Origin of the sequence: Streptomyces sp. NPDC058470, assembly GCF_042721055.1 — a bacterium.
Classification (GTDB): domain Bacteria; phylum Actinomycetota; class Actinomycetes; order Streptomycetales; family Streptomycetaceae; genus Streptomyces.
The window spans coordinates 34,579-53,510 of record NZ_JBHXMF010000020.1 but is presented as its reverse complement, the minus strand read 5'-3'; the positions used below and the strand labels follow the sequence as shown (position 1 = coordinate 53,510).

The following is an 18,932-nucleotide window of genomic DNA, read 5'->3' as shown; positions in this document are numbered from 1 at the left end:
GGTCTTGACCACCGACCGCGTCGACCGCGCCTTCCATGACGACCTGAAGTCCCACTACGCGCATCACCCCGACATCGCGGTCGTGCTGGTGGCCGGCCGCGTCACCGCGCACGACATCGTCGCTGTCGCGCCGTACGGCGTGGCGGCGGTGGTGCGATCCGCCGAGCTACGCGATGATCCGGACCTCCTCACAGGCGTGAAGGTCCTGGTGGCTGACGGCGGACACCGCCTTCCCAGCGGTGTAGGCAGCCGCATTCGGACCGCCGCGGCCGCGCCGGTGCGGCGGCAGGCGCTCGGTCGGCCCGGCGTCCTCTTGAAGCCGCCGGAGGTCGCCGTCCTGACCCTCGTGGCGGAGGGTCTCACCCGTGCAGGCATCGCTCGGCGCCTCCGTCGGGGAGACGAGCATGTCCGGTACACGCTCACGAGCATCTTCGGGCGGCTGGGCGTAGAACGGCGGGCCGAGGCAGTTGCATACGCCGCCCGCGAAGGGCTTCTGTGGGGCCCCGACCGGGAGGCGCGGTGAGCACTCCGCCCCCTCGGCCGGCACACGCCGGAGCGCTCGTCGCCGCTACCTCGGCACCGGCGCCCTCACTGCGCGGCCACCGCAGCTTCCAGGCGTACCAGCTGGGCGAGGCCACGGCCCTGGCCGGCTCGTCGGTCTCCGCCGTCGCCCTCCCCGTAATCGCGGCGATGGAACTCGACGCCACTCCGGGCCAGGTCTCCGCCCTCGCCTCCGCCGTGATGGCACCCGGGTTCCTCCTCGCCCTGCCCGCCGGGGTGGCGGGCGACCGCTGCTCCAAGAAGCGGCTGATGGTGGGCACCGACCTGACGTCGGCCGCGGTGGTCGCGGTGGTCCCCGCCTGCTGGGCCGCCGGAGCGCTCTCCATGCCGGTCCTGTACTGCGTGGCCCTCCTGCTGGGGGCGCTCACCGTGCTGCACCAGGCCGCGGCGATCGCCATCGTGCCGGAGTTGGTGGAACCGCACCTCGTGCCCGAGGCCAACGCACGGGTGATGGCGGCCTTCGCGGTCGCGGGATCCACCGGCACCTACGGCGGGACCGCCGCCGTCAGCCTGCTCGGCGCCGCCCGCTGCCTGCTCCTGGACTCGGCGTCCTACCTGATCAGCGCTTGGTGCGCCTCGCGCATCTCCACCGTCCGCGGTGCACGGCATCCGGCCGGGCCGCGCCCCGGGGTGATCACGTCGATCCGTGAGGGCATCGCGCACGTCCTGCGCGATCCGCTCCAGCGGCCCCTGGTCCTGACGATGGCCTACCACGCGTTCGCCGAGGGGGTCGTTACGACCTACTTCGCCTACTACCTGCTGACCGAACTCCACTACGGCAGTGCCGGTCTCGGACTGGTGCTGGGCGCCGTCGGGGTCGGCAGCCTCGGGGGCGCCCTGGTCGCCCGCCGGCTGGCGGACCGGATAGGACCCGGTGCGGTCCTGCTCGTCGGCTTCGCCGCGTACCCGATGTGCGGAATACCGCTCCTTCTTGCCCGCTCGGGCCCCGGGTGGCTGACCGCTCTGGTGTCCGCCAGCGTCGTTCAGGCGGTAGCGGTCACGGCGGCCGCGTCCACACAAAGGTCGATCCGCCAGCAGCTCTGCCCGCCTCACCTGCAGTCCCGGGTCCAGCAGACCTCCGTGTGGCTGGTCGCCGGGGCCCGCCTTCTGGCAACCGTGACGGCGGGCGCCGTCGCCGCCGTGCTCGGCGTGTGGGCCGCGCTACTGACCGGCATGGTGCTGCTCCTCGCCCCGGTAGCCCTGCTGTGGATCTCCCCGGTCCGACATCTGAAGGTCATGCCCGTCCACGCCACGGCGCTGCCCGCCCCCACCGAGCGACCGCTGAAGGAAGGCGAGCGCCGTGTCCACTGATCGCGGTCGGCGCGAAGCCGTCTCCTCCCTCCTGCGACGAGGGCAAAGCCCTCGCCGAAGCCCATCTCCTCCCTGCGTTCCCGCCCCGAAGGGATGCCCCGTGAAGGCATTGCTCCCACCGTTGCGCTCTGCCCGATCGCGGCGCTTCACCGATCTGAACGGCAGCCCGCGGACGCCTGACCGCCCGACCGGCCATGCCGATCTCTCCGGCGAACCCCCGGCCCCGCGGGCAGACGCTCGCACCGGGCGACTCCTCGCGATGTCCCGCCAGCTCCTGGCGGCCACCCATCTCCGGCTGCTCACCATCGCGGAGTACGCCGTACTCGTCCGCCTCCAGGGCGCTGGGCAGTACGGCGTGGAGCACCCGGCCGCCGCCTTCCGGGACGACGGGACCATCCGAGTCCCCGACGGACCGGCCGCCCTGCGCCCGCACCCGATGGCGGGAGAGCCGGCATGAGCCAACTCCTGGAAAGCGCCACCAGCGTCGATGAGTCGCTCCTGCTCGATCGCCGCTCCGCGCCGACGCCGGTAGCCGCGGCCCGCGAGAGGCGCCCCGTTTCGGCGGTGGAGCGCTCACGCTGGCTGAGCGTCCTGCGCCTGCGCATCCTGCGCTCGCTCACCACGGGCATCTCCGGCCCGCCGCGAGTCGCCCTGTACGTCCTGGTCAGGGACAACAGCAGCGCCGCCGACCGGCGCGCGATAGCGCTCGCCCACGCCGGGCGGGCGGGCTTCGAAGTCGCCGAGACCTACGTCGATGACGAGTGGCAGAGCGACCCGGGGGCCCGTTTCGCCTTGGGCCGTGCCTACGCGGCGCTGCGCCGAGGTGACATCCACGGTCTGGTCGCCGCCTCACAGGTCGACATCTCCTCCTGCGACTCCGTGTACGAACAGGAACTTCACCGTCTGCAGGCCGCAGGCGGCTTCCTCGACCTCGCCCTCGACGAAACCCGAATCTGAACAGGACACGTCATGTCGAAATCCACGAACTCCTGCGCGTCTGACGCCGCTCCCGCCGCAAGCGGGAAGGCGCCGTCGGTGAAGCCCGGCCAGCGCCTCACCGGCGAGCGCGCGGAACGCTTCGGCGCCTACGTCGTCTCGCTGTACTCCGAGCCCGAGCCCTTGGCGATCCGGGCCATCTGCGAGAAGACCGGACGTTCCTACGGCAGCATCCACCGCATCCTCAAGGACGCCAAGGTCACCATGCGCAGCCGCGGCTACCAGAAGCCGTCCGGCACGGAGGAGCACCGTGACGACGTCGAATGAGATCAGCGGGAGTGCCTGGCTGTCCGGCCTCGTCGTCCAGGCCCGCGACGTCCACGGCGGCCTCCACCATCACGCGGCTCCGCAGCAGCTGCCCACACCGCACCAACTGCCGCGCCTCACACCGCACTTCGTGAATCGCACAGAGGAGATCAGCACCCTGGACGAGGCACGCCGCGCCGGCAGCAGTCTGGTGGTGATCACCGGACTTGTAGGGGTCGGCAAGAGCGCCCTCGCCACGCGGTGGCTCTCCTCCACCACCGACGCGGCACGGCCGGAGCTGTACGCCGAGCTGAGCGGACTGGCTGGCCCGGCCCGGCCCGAAGACGTGCTGCAGCCGTGGCTTCGCTCCTTCGGGATCGACCGTCCGCCGGCGGGGTTGCGGGAGCTGAGCGCCTTGTGGCGCTCGGTCACGGCCGCCCGTCCGGTCTCGGTCCTGCTCGACAACGTGAGCGACGCCGATCAGGTGCCGCCGCTCCTGCCCGCCGGAACGTCCAGCATGACCGTCGTCACCAGCCGCCGGTTGTTGTGGGAGCTGGCGGTGGACGGTGCGGCGGCTCTCTCGCTCGGCCCTCTCGACCCGCGTTCCTCGATCGCGCTGCTGGCGCGTTTCACCGGCGAGGAGCGGATCGCGGCCGAGCCCGAGGCCGCCTCCCTCCTCGCGGACCGGTGCGCGCACCTGCCCCTTCCGCTCGTCCTGGCCGGTGCCCGGCTGAAGTTCCGGCCCGGCCGCAGTCTCGGCGCGGCGGCCGGCGCCCTTGTCCACCCTCGTCGTGAGGACCCCGTACGCATGGCCATCTCCGCTGGACTGACCGAGACCTACGCCTCCTTGGGGGCGGCCGCGCAGTACGTGTACCGGTCGCTGGCCCTCCTGCCGGTCGGCGCCGTCGATGCGGACATGGTGGGCGCCGCCTGCCGTCTGGAGCGGGACGACGCCGAGCGGCTGCTGGAGGTCCTCGCCGATGAGCAGCTGCTGACCCCGGGCACGTCCTATGTGGGCCCTGGGCCGCTCTACCGGATGGGCGCGGCCGTACACGAGCACGCCCTCGGTCTCGCCGAGCGGCACGACGGGCTGGAGGAGCGGCAGAGGCTGGTCGGGCGGCTGTGTGAGTGGGTGCTCGCGATCGCCACCCAGGCACAGCGTCTGCTGACTCCTTCCCAGGCCACGCTGCGGAGCCATCTGCCCGCCGGGGCAGATGCCCCGCCTGTCTTCAGCGACAGCCGCGGCGCGATGACCTGGCTGGAGGAGCGTGAGTCCGACCTCCCGGCCGTGCTGGAGGCGGCCGTGGCCAGCGGCGCGGACGAGCTCACGTGGATGCTCGTGGATGCCTTCTGGCCCCTCTTCCTGCGCCGCCACCCCTACGCCCTGTGGATCCAGGCGCACGAAGTCGGAGTCGCCGCCGCGGGTCGTACCGGAAATGCCGCCGCCGTACGCCAGATGCTGCTCTCCGGAGCAATCGGCTTAAGCTCGGCCGGCCGCCTGAAGGAGTCGCTCACCTGGTACGGCCAGGCCCGGCAGGCAGCACAGGCCGAAGGCGACGTGCGTGACGAGGGGCAGGCGCTTCTCGGGATCGGCGCCTGCCACCACGAGGGCGGGCGCCCCGCGCAGGCCGAGCCGTACCTCACCCAGGCGGTGGCCTTGTGGACGTCCTGCGGCTACCGGCGCGGCGTTGCCCTGGCGACGGTCCTGCTGGGCGAAATCTCCCTCACCCGCGGCGAGTCGTCCGAGGCTCTTGAGCGGTTCGCCATCGCGCACAGCGTCCTCGCGGGCATCGGCGACTCCTACGACGCGGCTCGCGCGCTCGCGCTGCAGGGCCACACCCGGGTCCTGCTCGATGATCTCGAAATCGGCGTCACCGAGCTGCAGAACGCGCTGACGGTATTCGCCGCGGCGAACAGCACCCGCTGGCAGGCCCGCACGCTGGAGATGCTCGGCGGTGCCTACCGGATACGCGGGAGCGAGCACGCCGCCCGGGACTGCTTCCGGCAGGCCGCGGAACTCGTCGAGGTGATCCGGCCGGAAGAGGCGGAACGGCTGCGCCGACTGGAGGGCGACCGATGACGGCCGCATCCCCCGTGCCGGGATCACAGACAAGCAACACCATGCGCGACGCCACCGTTCACGGACCGACGATCCAGGCAGGCAGCATCAGCGGCGGCGTCCACTTCCACCAGACGCCCTTCGGCCCGCCCACCCCGTGGCAGGTCAGACCGGTGCCCGCCTCCTTCACGGACCGCACCGAGGACCTGGAAAACCTCACCGCTTGGATCCGCAGCAGGTCGCCGTACGTCCGCGTGGTGGCCGTCCACGGGCCGCCCGGAGTCGGCAAGAGCACCCTGGCCCAGCGCCTCCTGGACGAACTCCGCGACGAATACCCCGGCGGACAGCTCTACGTCGACCTGCGCGGGCACGACCAGGCGGGCCCGGCTCGGCTCGACGAAGCCCTAGGCCAGCTGCTGCGCTCCCTGTACGGCGGTGGCCTGCCCTCCGGGGTGGAGGAACGTGCCGCGTGGTGGCGGTCGGTGACGGCCGAGCGCTCCCGCCGGCCGATCGCGATGCTCGTGGACAACGCCGTCCATGCCGATCAGGTACGAGCCCTGCTGCCCGGCGGACGCGAACACCTGCTCGTGGTCACCAGCCGGACGCCGCTCACCGATCTCGGCCGCGACGGAGCCCGCCACCACCACCTTCAGCCCTTCTCCCCCGCCGCCGCCCAGGAGTACCTGGCGGCCGTGGCCGGCGAGCAACGCGTCGCCGGCGACCGGCGGGCCGCGCACGCCATCGCCTCCCTGGCCGTCGGACTTCCTCTCTCCCTCGCCCTGGCCGGGACCGTACTGGCCTCCCACCCCGACCGCTCTCTGGCCGAGCTGGCCACCGCACTGACCCACAGGCGCCAGCAGGTCCTCGCCTCACCTCACGGCCTCACCCCCTTCGGAGTCGCCATGAACAGCTCCCTGAACGAGGCCTACTGGGGCCTGCCCCGCCCTACCGCCCGCGTCTTCCGCAGCCTGGGCCACCTCTTCCCCTACGACCTGGACGCCGGCGTAACCGCCGCCGTCTGCGGCCTCACCCCGCAGGAGGCTGAGGACGAGCTGGCCGCACTCGCCGGCGCAGGACTCCTGATTACGGCACGCGAGGACGCGGCCAGGGGCGCGGTGTACAGCTTCCACGACGAGGTCCGCGCGTACGCCCGGCACCGTGCGGTGACCGAGGCCACGGACGGCGAACTCGACGAACAGACCCGCCGCGGTCTCGACTTCTACCTGGCCACCATCACCGCGGCCGAGTACCTGCTGACGGACACCCACCGCCGCCTGGCCCGCGACTACCGATTCGAGCCGGACGGCCCCGCCCCGTTCACCAGTAAGGACGGAGCGGCCGCGTGGCTCCACGCCCAGAGCGACAACCTGCTGCCCGCAGTCCGCGCCGCGGCGGCGGCCGGTCTTCCCCGAACCTGCTGGCAGCTGGTCCACGCGCTGTGGGCCTACCTCCGCCTGGTCCACGACCACACCCTCTGGTTCGATGCGCACGAACTCGGCCTCGCGGCTGCGCGCGAGTGCGGCGACCGGCTCGCCGAGCAGGAGATGCTGAACACCTGGGGGGTCGGCCTGCGCGGGGACAACAAGGTCGAGGCCGCCGTCGAGCGGTTCGAGCAGGTACTGCAGCTCGCCCGTGCCGACGGCGACCGGCGCGGCGAGGCCCAGTCCCTGCACGAGATCGGCGCCACCTACCTGGCCGCCGACCGCATGGACGCCGCCCGAGTCCCGCTTGAGCAGGGCCGCGCGCTACGCCACGCTCTCGGCGCCGAGGCCACCGACCCGCACGAACAACGCACATACGCCCGCGCTGTCGCCCTGAGCGACACCGCCCTCGGCCAGGTCGCCATCGGTCTCGGTGACGCTGCCGGAGCGATCACCCGGCTCACCACGGCGCGCACGACGCTCCTCGGCGTCCAGGACGCCTTCGACGCGGCCCGAGCCCTGGCCTGGCTCGGGCGCGCGCACGCCCTGGCCGGCGACCACGACACCGCCGAGCGCGAGGGACAACAGGCCGTCGCCGAGTGCACCGCAGCCCGCTCCCCGCGGTGGACGGCCCGCAGTCTCGAACTCCTCGGCCGCACCCTGCAGGAGTCCGGCCAGAGTGCCCAAGCCCGCGCCGCGTTCGAGCGGTCGCTTGAGATCTACATGTCGGTTAACCCGCGCGACGCCGACCGCGTCCGTCGGCAGCTCCCCGCCGTTTCATGACCCGCCCTGCCTGTCCGAGTCCTTCCGGTGGCGGGGGTCGCCACGTTCGCAGCTCACGAAGGAAGATCATGGGCGTACAGCCGCACTCCAGCTCGGTCACCAGCGGAGGGGAAGCTGGACGAGGGTATGGCAGCGTCGGTATCAACGTGCCGTTCGTGCCCGAGTTATGCGACGGCGTGCAGGAGCTCAGGCACGCCTTCCGCAGTCTGGTACGGGGTGAAGGCGGGGGCCAGATCGCGGACGAGTTGAACGCACCGTGGTGCTCCGATTCGTTCTGCCAGGTGGAACGCTTCGAGGGCGTCGGCAGCTGCTGCTTCGGGTTCGCGACGGCTGAGGTGGCCTTGCGCCCGGTAGGCGAGGAAGATGCCACGGGTCTTGTCGCGACTGGCCGGCAGGAGGGCTTGGCCTTCGGCGATGAGCCGGTGCGCCTGGGCGGTGTCGCCGAGGTCGAGCAGACAGCGGCCCGAGTCGACCGCGAGGTCGGCTTGCGACATCCACGAGCACCAGGCGGGGATGTCGCCGTTGTCTCCGGCGTCGAGCAGTCGTTCGGCCGCGTTCAGCGAGTGCTGGGTGGCGCGGCGTTCGCCGAGCGCGGCTTGGGCGCGTGCCAGCCGCAGGTGCAGCAGGGAACTGGCTGCGGGGTGGGTAGTGCGGCGGAGGGCCTTGGTGAGGATGCCGGCGGCGGTGGTGGGATCGTCCCGCCAAGAAGCCTGGTAGGCGAGATCGCTGAGAAGAGCCGCGCCCATGTCCCGGTCGTCCCCGGCGTGAGCGTTGTGCAGCCCAGCGATCCAGTACCTGCTTGCGGCGCCGTGCTGGCCATGGTCGAAGCGGATCCAGGCGACCGTCTGGGAGAGGCTGGCGGCGAGCTTGTGCAGGCGCGCTCCCACGGGGCGGGAGTAGCGCTGCTCGTCGATCAGGTCGGTGACGCGAGCGAGGTGTGCGTCGTAGAGGGGCGCGATGTGCTGGCGTTGCTCGGTGGCCAGCGCGTTGAGGCGGGCGCTCGTCTCCTCCAGCAGGGCCACGACATCCTCGCCCACCTCGGCTCCGGGCCGTGGGGGCCCGGCGGCGAGAGCCGTGGGTTCGGTTCCGGCCCAGCTTCCGGCCAGGACGATCAGTGCGGATCCGGGGATGGCGCTGAGGAGGGTTCGACGGTCCATGGTGTGCAGGGCCTCTCGCAGAGCGGGCACGGAGTTGGCGTGGCCGAGCGGTACGACACCCCTGTCGATACGAGGAAGCCAGGCCGGCCAGGCGGCAGGGTCGACGTCACCGGCCGGGATGCCCAGGACCTCCGCGATGTAGGTCTGGGAGACGGCGTCGGGCCGTACTCCATTGACCTCCCACTTACGCACCCGGGCTTTGTCGACGCCGGAGCGAAGCCCGCGACGACGGGCAGCGCCGTGCACGGCTTCGGCGAACTCAACGCGGGTGAATCCCAGCGCGATTCGCAGCGCGGCCAGCGGGTGGGGTGTGCGCTCGTCCTCGTCCACGACGAAATCCAATCAGGCAGGCACGGCCTGAGCGTACTGCCGCAGGCGGCAAGACTCCCGCGAGACTCCCGCCAAACCCTGTGGGGGTACGCACAGTTGGCCGACACTCGATCACCCCAGCGAACTTTCAAGCGCTGCAGCGCATCACCCCGGTTCCGTCTGCGCGGTGCCCCTGTGCGCACCCGGCTGCGTCCCTCGACGCCGAGCAGGTGCCTTGCGAAAGGACTTCCTCAGTGATCAAGCAACCCTTGACGGTGGACGAAGTCGTCGGCGTGGCCGACCGTTACGCCGCTCTCGGTTTCCAGACCCGTGGAGATCTCGGGCAGCACTTCCTGCGGACCCCGGATGCGGCTCACGCGCTGCTGGAGCGAGCGGGCATTCCGGCGGGAGCGCACGTGCTTGAGGTCGGAGCGGGGCTGGGCACGCTCTCGTCCGCGATCGCGACCGCCGGACACCGCATCTGGGCTGTAGAGAAGGACGAGCGTCTGCGAGACCACCTGACGGAGCGGCTTGCCCCGTTCGGGGCTCGGGCCCGTGTCACCTTTGACGACGTACGCCGCGTCGACCTGGACGACGGACTGGATCTCGGCAGCGCGCTGGTGTCCATCATGCCGTTCGACCCCGAGCTGTCCGCCGACCTGATCCGGCATGTGTTCACCTGCCCCCGCGTGGAGTACGGGCTCGTGGTCGTACCCAGCGCCAGCGCCCAACTACTGACCAAATGCACGGACTTGGTCGTCGAAGAGGTAGACGGCATCGCCCGGTCCTCCTTCTGGCCGCCTGCGCCCACGGTGCTGCGGGTCCTCGCAATCAGCCGGCGGTCGACATGCAGGAGCTGATCGCCACGGGCTGCTTCCACTCTTCGCTGCCCGACGGCCACCGCGCCCTGTCGGCGCTGCGCACCGCACGGAAGGCCGGGGCCCTCACCATCGACACCGGAGACTTCTTCTCCGGCAGCGCCTTCCACACCTACTCCGCCGGCCGCGTGGAGGAGAGGCTCCTGGCCGAGCTGTACGACGCGGTCGTCCCCGGCAACCACGACCTGCCCGACCTGATGCGACTGCGCCATCCCGAGACGTTCCCTCCGGTCGTCTGCGCCAACGTTTCTCCGCCGAGCACCTTCGCCGGCCGGTGGACGGCCGGGCTGGTGCTGCACGGGGCGTCACTTCGGGTCGGGATCGTCGGTTATCTGGGCGAGCAGGCGTACGAGGCGATTCCTCCGGCCGAGCGCGCAGGGTTCACCTATCGGGCCCCGACGGCCACGCTGATCGGCGCCGAGGCCGATGCCCTGCGGTCGGCGGGGGCTGATGTGGTGGTGGGGGTGAGCCACAGCGGCTTCCTCGCCGATGTCGCCGACCAGGAGTCCAGGTGGCCCCTCACCACGGTGATCGCCTCGCACTGCCACTCGCCATGGACGCACTGGACGAAGCAGAACCGGCACGTGGTCAAGCCGGCTGCGCAGGGCGCCGGCCTGCTCCACCTCGGCCTGGGCGTCGACGATCGGGTCAGCGTGCGCCACGACAGCCCCACCACGAGTAGCCCGGCGCAGGCGCTGCCCGGTATCGACGCCGAACTCGCAGCTTTCGCGGCGTGGGGGGCGCATCCCGTGGGCCGGCTCGCGGCCCCCCTGCCCGAGCGGGAGGACATCGCCCGCCTCCTGGCGGCCCGCGCGCTGCTTGGGACGGGCGTCGACGCCTTCATCCTCAACACCTACACGCTGCGCGGGGGACTGCCGTGCGAGGTGACCCGGGCGGCGTTGTGGGCCTGTGCGCCCTTCGACAGCGACCTGGTGGTGCTCGACGGCACCCACCGGCCGCGTGCCCTTGCCGCGCGGGCTCGGGAACTGGGCGAGGACCTCACCGTCGCTCCCGCCCCGGCAAGCGAGGAGCCGGGACGCGTCGCCACCACCGCCTACCTCGCCGAGCGCCTCGGACTGCCCGCCCGGCCTCCTGCCCAGCCGTGCACGCTGCACGGCGCCCTCGCCGCCTGCCTGGAGACGTCATGACCGACCTGCTGAATCTGAACGCCCGCGAGCTGACCTGCGGCCCGATCGCACCGGATGCCTTCGCGTACGCCTTCGACGGTCCCGGCGCGGGCCGCGCGCTCGTCACCTTCGAATCCCAGGAGCACGACCACAATCTGGACCTCGCGCTGAGCCTGCTGTCCACCCTGGGCACGGTCCTGGCCCTCTACCCGGACCGGGGCTGCTGGGACGAACTGTCGGTCCGCGATGACGTGGACCCCGGACGCACCCACGGCGTGGGCGAGAACCGCTTGCATGTCGACCTCGTCGACCGTGACCGAACACCGCGCCTGATCGCCCTGTACTGCGTGCGCGCGGACCCGGCCGGCGGCGGCGCCTCTGCCCTGTCCGACCTTCACGCCGCTGCCGGGGACCTCGACCAGGCCCACCGTGACCTGCTGCGGCGGCCGGTCTTCTCCTACTTCACCGACCACGGGGTGAACGGCGTCGGCAAGGGCCTGGCCCGCTTCCCCGTCCTGCCCGAGCATCTCGACGGCAGCGAGCCGATCCGGTTCACCTCCAAGATGCTCCCCCACCTTGAGCGCGGCGAACTGGTGGACAGCGACACCCCCGAGCAGGTCGCGACCGCGTTCGATCGTCTCGTGGCCGCCGCCGAGGCCCGGCGGACCAGCGTACGACTGCAGCCCGGTCAGCTCCTCGTCTTCGACCAGTGGCGCTACGCCCACGGCCGCATGCCGCTGGGCCCCGGCCAGAGCGAACTGCCGCCCGGCCAGCGCCGACTGCTGAAGCAGGCCTACGGCCACCGCCCCCAACCGACCGGAGGAGCACGATGATCCTCACCGGACCCGCCATCCGCGAGGCCGTCACCAGCGGGACGATCACCATCGACCCGTTCGAGCCGCGCCTGCTCAACCCCAACAGCTACAACTACCGCCTGGGAGCCCAGCTCGAAGAGCTCGTCAGCCGGCCGGCCGACCCCACCGTGCCCGCCCGCACGCGCACCATCAACCTGACCGCCGACGGCTTCGTGCTCCAGCCGGGCACCGTCTACCTGGGCACCACCGTCGAGACGATCGGCAGCGCGGACTTCGTCACCAGCCTGATCGGCCGCTCCTCCCTCGGCCGGCTCGGCTGCTTCCTGCAGATCTCCGCCGACCTCGGCCAGCTCGGCGCCGTGCACCGCTGGACCCTGGAGATCACCGTCGTCCAGCCCCTGCGGATCTATCCGGGCATGCGCGTGGGCCAGGTCTCCTTCTGGCAGCCGTCCGGGAGCCGTGCCCCCTACCACGGGCACTACGGCACCCTCAGCGTTCCCGCCGCCTGGTCCCCCCGCGCGGTCGCCGGCCACGGCGCCACATCCGCCCCTCTCCTCCAGGAGGTGACCGCATGATCCTCACCGGCCCCGAGATCACGTCCCGCGTCAAGGACGGCCACATCCGCATCGAACCCTTCGACGCGAGCCACGCCCAGCCCAACTCCTACGACTTCCACCTCGGCGAGACCATCGGCTCCTACACCGGCCACGTCCTGGACTGCGCCCGCGACAACCCCTTCGAGCAACACCCCATCCCCACCAGCGGGTTCGAGCTCCAGCCGCACCGCATCTACCTGGCCGCCACCCGGGAGCGGATCGGCAGCGACCTCTTCGTCCCCATCATCCGGGCCCGTTCCTCCATCGCCCGCCTGGGCCTGTTCGTCCACGTCACCGCCGACCTGATCGACCTCGGCTCCTTCGGCCAGCTCACCCTGCAACTGCACGCCGTCCAGCCGGTGCGCATCTACCCGGGCATGCTGATCGGACAGGTCACCTTCTGGGAGGCGACCGGCGAGCGCGTGCTGTACGACGGCAAGTACCAGGGCAGCCGCGGCCCGCAGCCCTCCAAGGCCCACCTCGACTTCGAGGCCCGGTGAACAGCACCGCCGCCCTCAGCGGCGAGCCGAACGGTCCTGGGCCCGCCGGGCAGGCGGAGCGGGTGGTGGCGCTGGTCGCCCACCCCGACGACGCCGAACTGCTGTGCTACGGCACGCTGCGCCGGGCTGTGGCGGCCGGGGCCACCGTGACGGTGGTCGTGGTCACCCACGGCGCAAACGGCGTCTCCCTGGCCGACGCCGCCGACGGGCGCCGGCTCGGCACGGACGACCGGGCCGAGGAGGTCCGCGCGGCCTGGCACTCCACCGGCATCCAGCTCACCTTCCTCGGCCTGCCCGACGGCGCCCTGGTGGCCGACCGGCACCTGATCTCCACCGTGGAGGCCGAACTGACGCGCCTGGGCTGCACGCTGCTCATCACCCACAGCCTGAACGCCGACACCGACCACCAGGACCACCGCGCCCTGGCCGGCGCCGCCGCGAACGCCGCCACCCGCGTGGCCACCTGCCACACCGTGCTGCACGGCGAACCCCACGCCCCCCGCTCCGCCTTCACCCCCGCCGTCCTCGTCGACATCACCGAGCACCTCGACGCCAAGGTCACCGCCCTGGCCGCACACCGCACCCAGGCCGGGCGCTGGTACCTCGGCAAGGACTACACCCACCACCGCGCCGCCCAGGCCGGATGGCACCTGCGCCCCGCGGCCGCTGCCGCGGGACGCGCCTACGAGTCCTTCGAGACCTCCGTGCTCACTCTCTTCCCCCAGGAGGAACGGCCGTGACCGTGACCTACATCGAGCAGCCGCCCTTCGCGCCCTGGCTCGGGTTCTGCGAAGCCCTCTTCGCCTGCGACACCGTTGCCCTCTACGACGACGTCCCCTACACCGACGGCGGCTACCAGAACCGCAACCGGATCAAGACCGCCGACGGCGTGCGCTGGCTGACCGTCCCGGTCACCCGCGCCCCCGGTCGGCTGATCCGCGACACCCCCATCGCCTCCGGCTTCGACGCCGACAGCATGCTGCGCACGATCCGCCTGGCCTACGCCCGCGCCCCGCACATCGACGAGGCGCTGCACGTCCTGCGGCCCGTCCTCGGCGCCGGGCACACCTGGCTGGCCGACCTGAACCTTGACCTGCTCACACAGATCCGGACCGCTCTCGGCGCGCCCGCGCGCCTGCAACTCACCTCCGAGCTGCACATCGACGATGAAGACCGCACCCGGCGTCTGGCCGCCATCTGCGCGGCCACCGGCGCCGAGATCCTGTGGGCGGGCTCCGGCACCCGCACCTACCTCGACACCACGGCCCTGGCCGAGCACGGCGTCAGCGTGCGGTGGAACGAGTACGCCGACCGCCACCCGGCCTACGTCCAGGCATGGGGCCGGCAGGGCTTCGCGTCCAACCTGTCCGTCATCGACACCGTCAGCGCTCTGGGCTGGGCGGGCACCACGGCGCTCCTGCGCACCGGCCTTGCCGCCTACCTCCAGCAGCACGCCCCGAAGGAGGCGACCGCATGACGCGCCCGCTGATCCTCACCGGCATCGACCTGCCCCTGGAGCCCTCGTGCGGCTCGACCATCTGGTGCAGCGACGTCTACACCCGCCTGACCGGCCACGGCTACCGCACGGTGTTCGCGCACCTGCCCGGCAGCGGAACCTGGCAGCACGGCTTCACCGACACCGCCGAACTGGCCGCGCAGAAAGCACCGTACGGGCCCGGCTTCGACGCGTACGCCGACGCGCTCACCGACGAAGTCCGCGGCCTCGTAAGCGAACACCGGCCTGACCTGATCCACGCCCAGCACCTCGGGTTCGGCCTCGCTCTCGCCTTCGCGCGGGCGGCCGGGCGCACGCCGATGGTGTCCGTCGCGCACGGCACCGACGTCATCGCCGCCACCGAGCACGGGCAGGCGCGAGCCGTCCTGAACGAGATCGTCGACGCGAGCGTGCGCGTCATCGTCCCGAACGCGGCCATGGCCGACGAGGTGAACCGGCTCACCGACGGCCGCCACACCGACCGCCTGGTGGTCGTGCCCTGGGGTGTCCCGCTGCCCACGGCACCGACCGCGCATCCGCGCCCGGGAAAGCACCTGCGCCTGGTGCACGCGGGCCGCCTGGACGCCAACAAGGACACGGTCACCGCCATCGAGGCTCTGGCGCGGACCACGGGACACGAGCTCACCGTGATCGGCAGCGGCAGCGAACTCGAGACCCTCATCCGGCGGGCCGCCGACCTCGGACTCGCCGACCGTGTGACGTTCGAGCCGTTCCTGCCGCGGCAGGACCTGTTCAAGCGGTTCGGTGACTTCGACGCGATGCTGTTCACCACCCGCAAGCTGGAGGCCTACGGGCTTGTCGCCGTCGAAGCCCAGGCGTACGGCCTGCCCATCCTCTACAGCGACGTTCCCGGACTGCACGTCACGCTCGGCACCGGCGGTCTGAGCTTCCCACCGGGCGACGCAGCCGCCCTCGCCTCGCTCATCGACAACCTGGCCGCCAGCCCAGCCACGCGGCAGCTCCTGCACCAGGCGGCCGTCGCCAACGCCCGCGGCTACGACGTCGCCCACACCGCGGCCCACCTCACCGCGCTGTCCCGTACCGCGATGGAAGGCGCCCGATGAACGACGTCCCGCTGTACGCCAGCCGCCTGTGGCCGCCGGTCAGGCCCCGCACCGGCGACACCTCCGCCTCCACCCTCGACCTGCTGCACACCCTCGGCTTCATCGCCCGCACCGACGCGACCGGCGTACACAGCCTCCTGCCGCTCGGCGTGCGGGTGCACGACCGGCTCACCGCCATCACCCGGCGCGCCTTCGAGCAGCGCGGCGCCCTGACCTTCGCCCCGCCCACACTGCAGAGCCGCACCCTGTGGGACCAGACCGGGCGCTGGGACGTCTACCGCCGCGAAGGGGCGCTGCTGACCGTGGCCTCCTCCAGCGGTGAGGAGATGTGCCTGGCCCCCACCTCCGAGGAGATCGCGGCCGCCACCGTCCGCGAGCACCTGCGCTCCCACCGGGACCTGCCCGTCCGCCTGTCACTGAGCACCGCCAAGTTCCGCGACGAGCTCTCCCCGCGCGGCGGGCTGATGCGCGGCCGCGAATTCACCATGGCCGACGCCTACACCTTCGACACCGGCCCCGACACCATGCGCGAGTCCGTCGACTTCCTCAACCAGGCCTGCACCGCGGCCCTCACCGGCATGGGCCTGACCGGTACCTTCACCGCGCCCGCCGACGGCGGCAGCATCTCCTCCGGCCCCAGCACCGAACACCTCGTCCTCGCCGACAGCGGACAGGGCACCATCGTCGCCTGCACCCACTGCGGCAACCGCGGCGACGGCGCCGTCGTCGCCGCCCAGCCCCCGCCGCCCGGCCCGGACCCGGTCGTCAACGTCATCGCCTTCACCCTCACCCTGCCCGACGGCACCACACAGACCGCGACCGTCGCCATCCGATCCGACCTCCACGTCAGCCCCCGCAAGATCGCCGCCGCCACCGGCGCCGCCCGCGTCGACCTCATCGACCCCGGCCTTCTTCCCGACCTGCTCGGCAAGAAGGCCGGCACCCTCACCCCCTGGGACGCCACCGACGCCGCCGACGTCCTGCCCCTGTACGACTTGTCCGCAGCCGAACTGGACACCTTCGCCATCTCTGACGGAGACACCGGGCTCCGGACCGGCGTCCGCTGGAGCGGCACCCGCGGTCTGCCCGCGCTGCACCCCAGTGGCGTCGACCTGCACCACGCGACCGAACACAGCGGCTGCGGTACCTGCCGCCAGGGCCGCTACAGCCTCCTGCGCGCCGTCGAGGTCGCCCACGTCTTCGAGCTGGGCACGCAGTACGCCACCCCGATGAACCTCCGCTACAGCGATCCCGCCGGTCGCCCCGCCACACCCTGGATGGCCTGCTCGGGCATCGGCATCACCCGATGCCTCCAGACCGCCGCCGACCTCAACCGCGACCGGCACGGCCTGCGATGGGCACCGGGCACCGGCCCCGCCGACGTCCACCTCGTGGTGCTACGCGCCGACCAGCCCGACATGCGCGACCGCGCGGACCGTCTCACCCGCAGCCTCACCGCGCGCCGCGTGAGCGTGCTCGTCGACGACCGGCCCCTGCCCGCCGGCGACAAGCTCCGCTACGCACGCCTCCTCGGCCTGCCCCACGCGGCCGTCCTCTCCCCCGACCACCCCGATACCGAGATCGAAGTCATCGCACGCTCCACCGGACGCACCACCCGTTCCGATCTCAGCCAAATCGCCGACCAGAATCCTTTCACACCCACATAGATCCACTGCGGTAAACAGCCGAAAATGCAGGACGACACCGGCCTCGGTGACGTCTCGAATTGTCATTTCAAAAATCGGGAAACGGGCTTGCAGTTCAATCGGTCCGTGCGGCGGCGGAATGTTTTCGCTCGGCCGCACGGACCCGTTGACCGCAGGCGACAGGCGGTCTAGCGTCCTTCCCATCGCAACTCGAAACGGGTCGTAGCTCAATCGGTGGAGCACGGCAAAAGCGTTGCCGAGGAGCTGGTTCGAATCCAGCCGACCCGACCAATTAGCCATATTCAAGGCGACAGAAGAACGCTCCCGTGGTGAAACACGGTGCGGTCATTGCAGAAAAGGGTCCGATGAAAATCGCCATCACGGGCGGCGCCAGTGCCGGTCACGTTGTTCCGGCCCTCGCTGTCGCCGGCCAGCTCCGCGACCGCGGCGCCGAGCTGGTCTTCCTCGGGCGCGAGAACACGATCGAGCACGACTACGCCCAGCGCGCCGGCATCCCCTTCCGTCACGTCCCGTCGGCCGGGCTGCGCCGCCACCGCTCCGCCAGCAACCTGCTGATGCCGTTCACCGTCGCCCGGGGCATCGTCGCCGCCTTCACGGCGCTGCGGCGCGACCGGCCCGACGCCCTGTTCTCCAAGGGCTCGTACGTCTCCGTGCCTGTCGGCATCGGCGCCGCCCTCGCCCGCGTCCCCGTCGTCATCCACGAGAGCGATCACTCCCTCGGCCTGGCGAACAGGATCCTGGGGCGCCTGGCTACCACCATCTGCCTGAGCGTCCCTGCCTCCGGCCCGATGCCGCGCTGGATGCGCGGCAAGACCCAGGTGACCGGGCTGCCGCTGCGCGCGGACCTCTCCGACGCCAAGCCCGAAGGGCTGCGCGACCGTCTCGGCGTTCCCGCCGACAAGCGGGTACTGCTGGTCTTCTGCGGCAGCAGCGGATCGCAGCGCATCAACAGCGCCATCCGCACCCAACTCGCCGCCCTGTCCGAGCGGTACAGCGTGCTGCACGTCGTCGGCAAGGGCAACCTCGACCCCCAGTTCGCCGACCGGCCCGGATACTGGCAGCTGGAGTACCTGCACGACGACATGCCCCACGCGCTGGCCCTGGCGGACCTCGTCATCGGCCGGGCGGGAGCCACCACCCTGGCCGAACTCGACGCCCTGGAACTGCCCGCCGTCCTGGTTCCGCTGCCCGCCTCCGTCAGCCGCGGTGACCAGCTCGACAACGCGCGCGCCTACGCCGCTCAGCACCCGGAGCGCTGCCGCGTCGTCGCCGACGAGCAGCTGACCGACACCGGCGTACTCGTCCAGGCCTGCGCTGCCCTGTCCGCCGTCCCCCGCGGCGGACAGGGCGCCCGTCCCCGGTCGGAAGCCGCAGCCGAGCGCGTCGCTGATCTCGTACTGCAAGCGGCGGATCAGCACCGGTAGCGCAGGGTCAGTCGTGGTTGCCGTACATGTCGCGGATCTCCGCCTCGCTTTCGCCCCGGTAGGTGACGTGCCAGTGCATGTGCTTCGACTCCTGGTACAGGCCCAGGTTCGTCGTCACCGAGCACGCCCCGTGCTCCTTCTCCACTCCGGCGGCCACCTCCCGCACCACGGCCACCACCTCGTTCAGCAGACCTTCCTCAGCGTTGCCGAGGTCAGTGAGCGAGGGGACGTGCTCCTTGGGGATCACCACGATGTGGACCGGGTACGAGGGGTTGGTGTGATGAAAGGCCAGGACCCGTTCGGTCTCCTTCACCCTCTCGATGGGTACCGCGCCGGCCAGCGCCTGATGGCAGTAGAAGTCGGAGACGGTCGCGGTACCGGTCACAAGCGCACACCTTCGTTGGGCAGGAACGTCGGAAGGGCGCCAGCCCCACCATGTCGTCGGGGCAGCGCCCACCACAACGAATCCCCCCGCCCCCCCCCCCCCCAAAACACCCACCAC

At 71.7% G+C, this 18,932-nt stretch carries 19 protein-coding genes and 1 tRNA gene; 18 read left to right on the top strand and 2 right to left on the bottom strand.

Translation table 11 applies throughout. The features are described 5' to 3' along the window. The first annotated feature begins 4 nt into the window (after nucleotides 1-4). The 7 genes from ACFWP7_RS16885 (at nucleotide 5) to ACFWP7_RS16855 (ending at nucleotide 7,377) form a co-directional block, all read left to right on the top strand. Complete coding sequence (locus tag ACFWP7_RS16885) at nucleotides 5-523, top strand: response regulator transcription factor (protein WP_384382140.1); 519 nt, start codon at nucleotides 5-7, stop codon at nucleotides 521-523. Further along, complete coding sequence (locus tag ACFWP7_RS16880; RefSeq protein ID WP_384382138.1) at nucleotides 520-1,872, top strand: MFS transporter; 1,353 nt, start codon at nucleotides 520-522, stop codon at nucleotides 1,870-1,872. The genes ACFWP7_RS16885 and ACFWP7_RS16880 overlap by 4 nt, the downstream gene beginning before the upstream one ends. A 259-nt stretch (nucleotides 1,873-2,131) precedes the next feature. After that, nucleotides 2,132-2,329 carry a hypothetical protein gene (locus ACFWP7_RS16875; protein ID WP_384382136.1) on the top strand — a complete coding sequence of 66 codons (198 nt, stop codon included), beginning with the start codon at nucleotides 2,132-2,134 and terminating at the stop codon, nucleotides 2,327-2,329. After that, the gene (locus ACFWP7_RS16870) at nucleotides 2,326-2,829 is read left to right on the top strand and encodes a hypothetical protein (protein ID WP_384382134.1); all 504 of its coding nucleotides are present in this window, start codon (nucleotides 2,326-2,328) and stop codon (nucleotides 2,827-2,829) included. The genes ACFWP7_RS16875 and ACFWP7_RS16870 overlap by 4 nt, the downstream gene beginning before the upstream one ends. A gap of 12 nt (nucleotides 2,830-2,841) precedes the next feature. Then, on the top strand, nucleotides 2,842-3,135 hold the full coding sequence (locus ACFWP7_RS16865; protein ID WP_384382132.1) for a helix-turn-helix domain-containing protein: 294 nt from the start codon (nucleotides 2,842-2,844) through the stop codon (nucleotides 3,133-3,135). Further along, nucleotides 3,119-5,194 (top strand): tetratricopeptide repeat protein, encoded by a 2,076-nt coding sequence (locus tag ACFWP7_RS16860; RefSeq protein ID WP_384382130.1) that lies wholly within the window; start codon nucleotides 3,119-3,121, stop codon nucleotides 5,192-5,194. The genes ACFWP7_RS16865 and ACFWP7_RS16860 overlap by 17 nt, the downstream gene beginning before the upstream one ends. A 41-nt stretch (nucleotides 5,195-5,235) precedes the next feature. Further along, nucleotides 5,236-7,377: a tetratricopeptide repeat protein gene (locus ACFWP7_RS16855; RefSeq protein ID WP_384382128.1), complete on the top strand. Its 2,142-nt coding sequence runs from the start codon at nucleotides 5,236-5,238 to the stop codon at nucleotides 7,375-7,377. Between the two features lie 164 nt (nucleotides 7,378-7,541). Here the strand turns inward: ACFWP7_RS16855 and ACFWP7_RS16850 are convergent, their stop codons facing one another. Beyond that, complete coding sequence (locus ACFWP7_RS16850; protein ID WP_384382126.1) at nucleotides 7,542-8,864, bottom strand: XRE family transcriptional regulator; 1,323 nt, start codon at nucleotides 8,862-8,864, stop codon at nucleotides 7,542-7,544. A gap of 233 nt (nucleotides 8,865-9,097) precedes the next feature. On the opposite strand from ACFWP7_RS16850, the gene ACFWP7_RS16845 reads away from it, so the two are divergent. From ACFWP7_RS16845 to ACFWP7_RS16795, 11 genes are all read left to right on the top strand, one after another. After that, nucleotides 9,098-9,703 (top strand): rRNA adenine N-6-methyltransferase family protein, encoded by a 606-nt coding sequence (locus ACFWP7_RS16845; RefSeq protein WP_384382124.1) that lies wholly within the window; start codon nucleotides 9,098-9,100, stop codon nucleotides 9,701-9,703. Next, nucleotides 9,691-10,869: a phosphodiesterase gene (locus ACFWP7_RS16840; protein WP_384382122.1), complete on the top strand. Its 1,179-nt coding sequence runs from the start codon at nucleotides 9,691-9,693 to the stop codon at nucleotides 10,867-10,869. Before ACFWP7_RS16845 ends, ACFWP7_RS16840 begins: the two co-directional genes overlap by 13 nt. Continuing rightward, entirely contained in the window at nucleotides 10,866-11,681 is an 816-nt protein-coding gene (locus ACFWP7_RS16835) for a TauD/TfdA family dioxygenase (protein ID WP_384382120.1), read from the top strand. The genes ACFWP7_RS16840 and ACFWP7_RS16835 overlap by 4 nt, the downstream gene beginning before the upstream one ends. Next, on the top strand, nucleotides 11,678-12,238 hold the full coding sequence (locus ACFWP7_RS16830) for a deoxycytidine deaminase (protein ID WP_384382118.1): 561 nt from the start codon (nucleotides 11,678-11,680) through the stop codon (nucleotides 12,236-12,238). Before ACFWP7_RS16835 ends, ACFWP7_RS16830 begins: the two co-directional genes overlap by 4 nt. Further along, entirely contained in the window at nucleotides 12,235-12,759 is a 525-nt protein-coding gene (dcd, locus tag ACFWP7_RS16825; RefSeq protein ID WP_384382116.1) for a dCTP deaminase, read from the top strand. Before ACFWP7_RS16830 ends, dcd begins: the two co-directional genes overlap by 4 nt. Further along, entirely contained in the window at nucleotides 12,756-13,499 is a 744-nt protein-coding gene (locus ACFWP7_RS16820) for a PIG-L deacetylase family protein (protein WP_384382114.1), read from the top strand. The genes dcd and ACFWP7_RS16820 overlap by 4 nt, the downstream gene beginning before the upstream one ends. Further along, nucleotides 13,496-14,236: a WbqC family protein gene (locus tag ACFWP7_RS16815; protein WP_384382112.1), complete on the top strand. Its 741-nt coding sequence runs from the start codon at nucleotides 13,496-13,498 to the stop codon at nucleotides 14,234-14,236. The genes ACFWP7_RS16820 and ACFWP7_RS16815 overlap by 4 nt, the downstream gene beginning before the upstream one ends. Beyond that, nucleotides 14,233-15,339 carry a glycosyltransferase family 4 protein gene (locus ACFWP7_RS16810; RefSeq protein WP_384382111.1) on the top strand — a complete coding sequence of 369 codons (1,107 nt, stop codon included), beginning with the start codon at nucleotides 14,233-14,235 and terminating at the stop codon, nucleotides 15,337-15,339. Before ACFWP7_RS16815 ends, ACFWP7_RS16810 begins: the two co-directional genes overlap by 4 nt. Continuing rightward, nucleotides 15,336-17,006, top strand: a complete 1,671-nt coding sequence (locus tag ACFWP7_RS16805) for an aminoacyl--tRNA ligase-related protein (RefSeq protein ID WP_384382109.1) — start codon at nucleotides 15,336-15,338, stop codon at nucleotides 17,004-17,006. The genes ACFWP7_RS16810 and ACFWP7_RS16805 overlap by 4 nt, the downstream gene beginning before the upstream one ends. 195 nt (nucleotides 17,007-17,201) lie before the next feature. Beyond that, nucleotides 17,202-17,276 (top strand) — tRNA-Ala (locus tag ACFWP7_RS16800). A gap of 74 nt (nucleotides 17,277-17,350) precedes the next feature. After that, the gene (locus ACFWP7_RS16795; protein WP_384382107.1) at nucleotides 17,351-18,430 is read left to right on the top strand and encodes a glycosyltransferase; all 1,080 of its coding nucleotides are present in this window, start codon (nucleotides 17,351-17,353) and stop codon (nucleotides 18,428-18,430) included. Between the two features lie 7 nt (nucleotides 18,431-18,437). On the opposite strand, the gene ACFWP7_RS16790 is transcribed toward ACFWP7_RS16795, so the two are convergent. After that, nucleotides 18,438-18,815, bottom strand: a complete 378-nt coding sequence (locus tag ACFWP7_RS16790) for an HIT domain-containing protein (RefSeq protein ID WP_328973475.1) — start codon at nucleotides 18,813-18,815, stop codon at nucleotides 18,438-18,440. Nucleotides 18,816-18,932 lie beyond the last annotated feature (117 nt).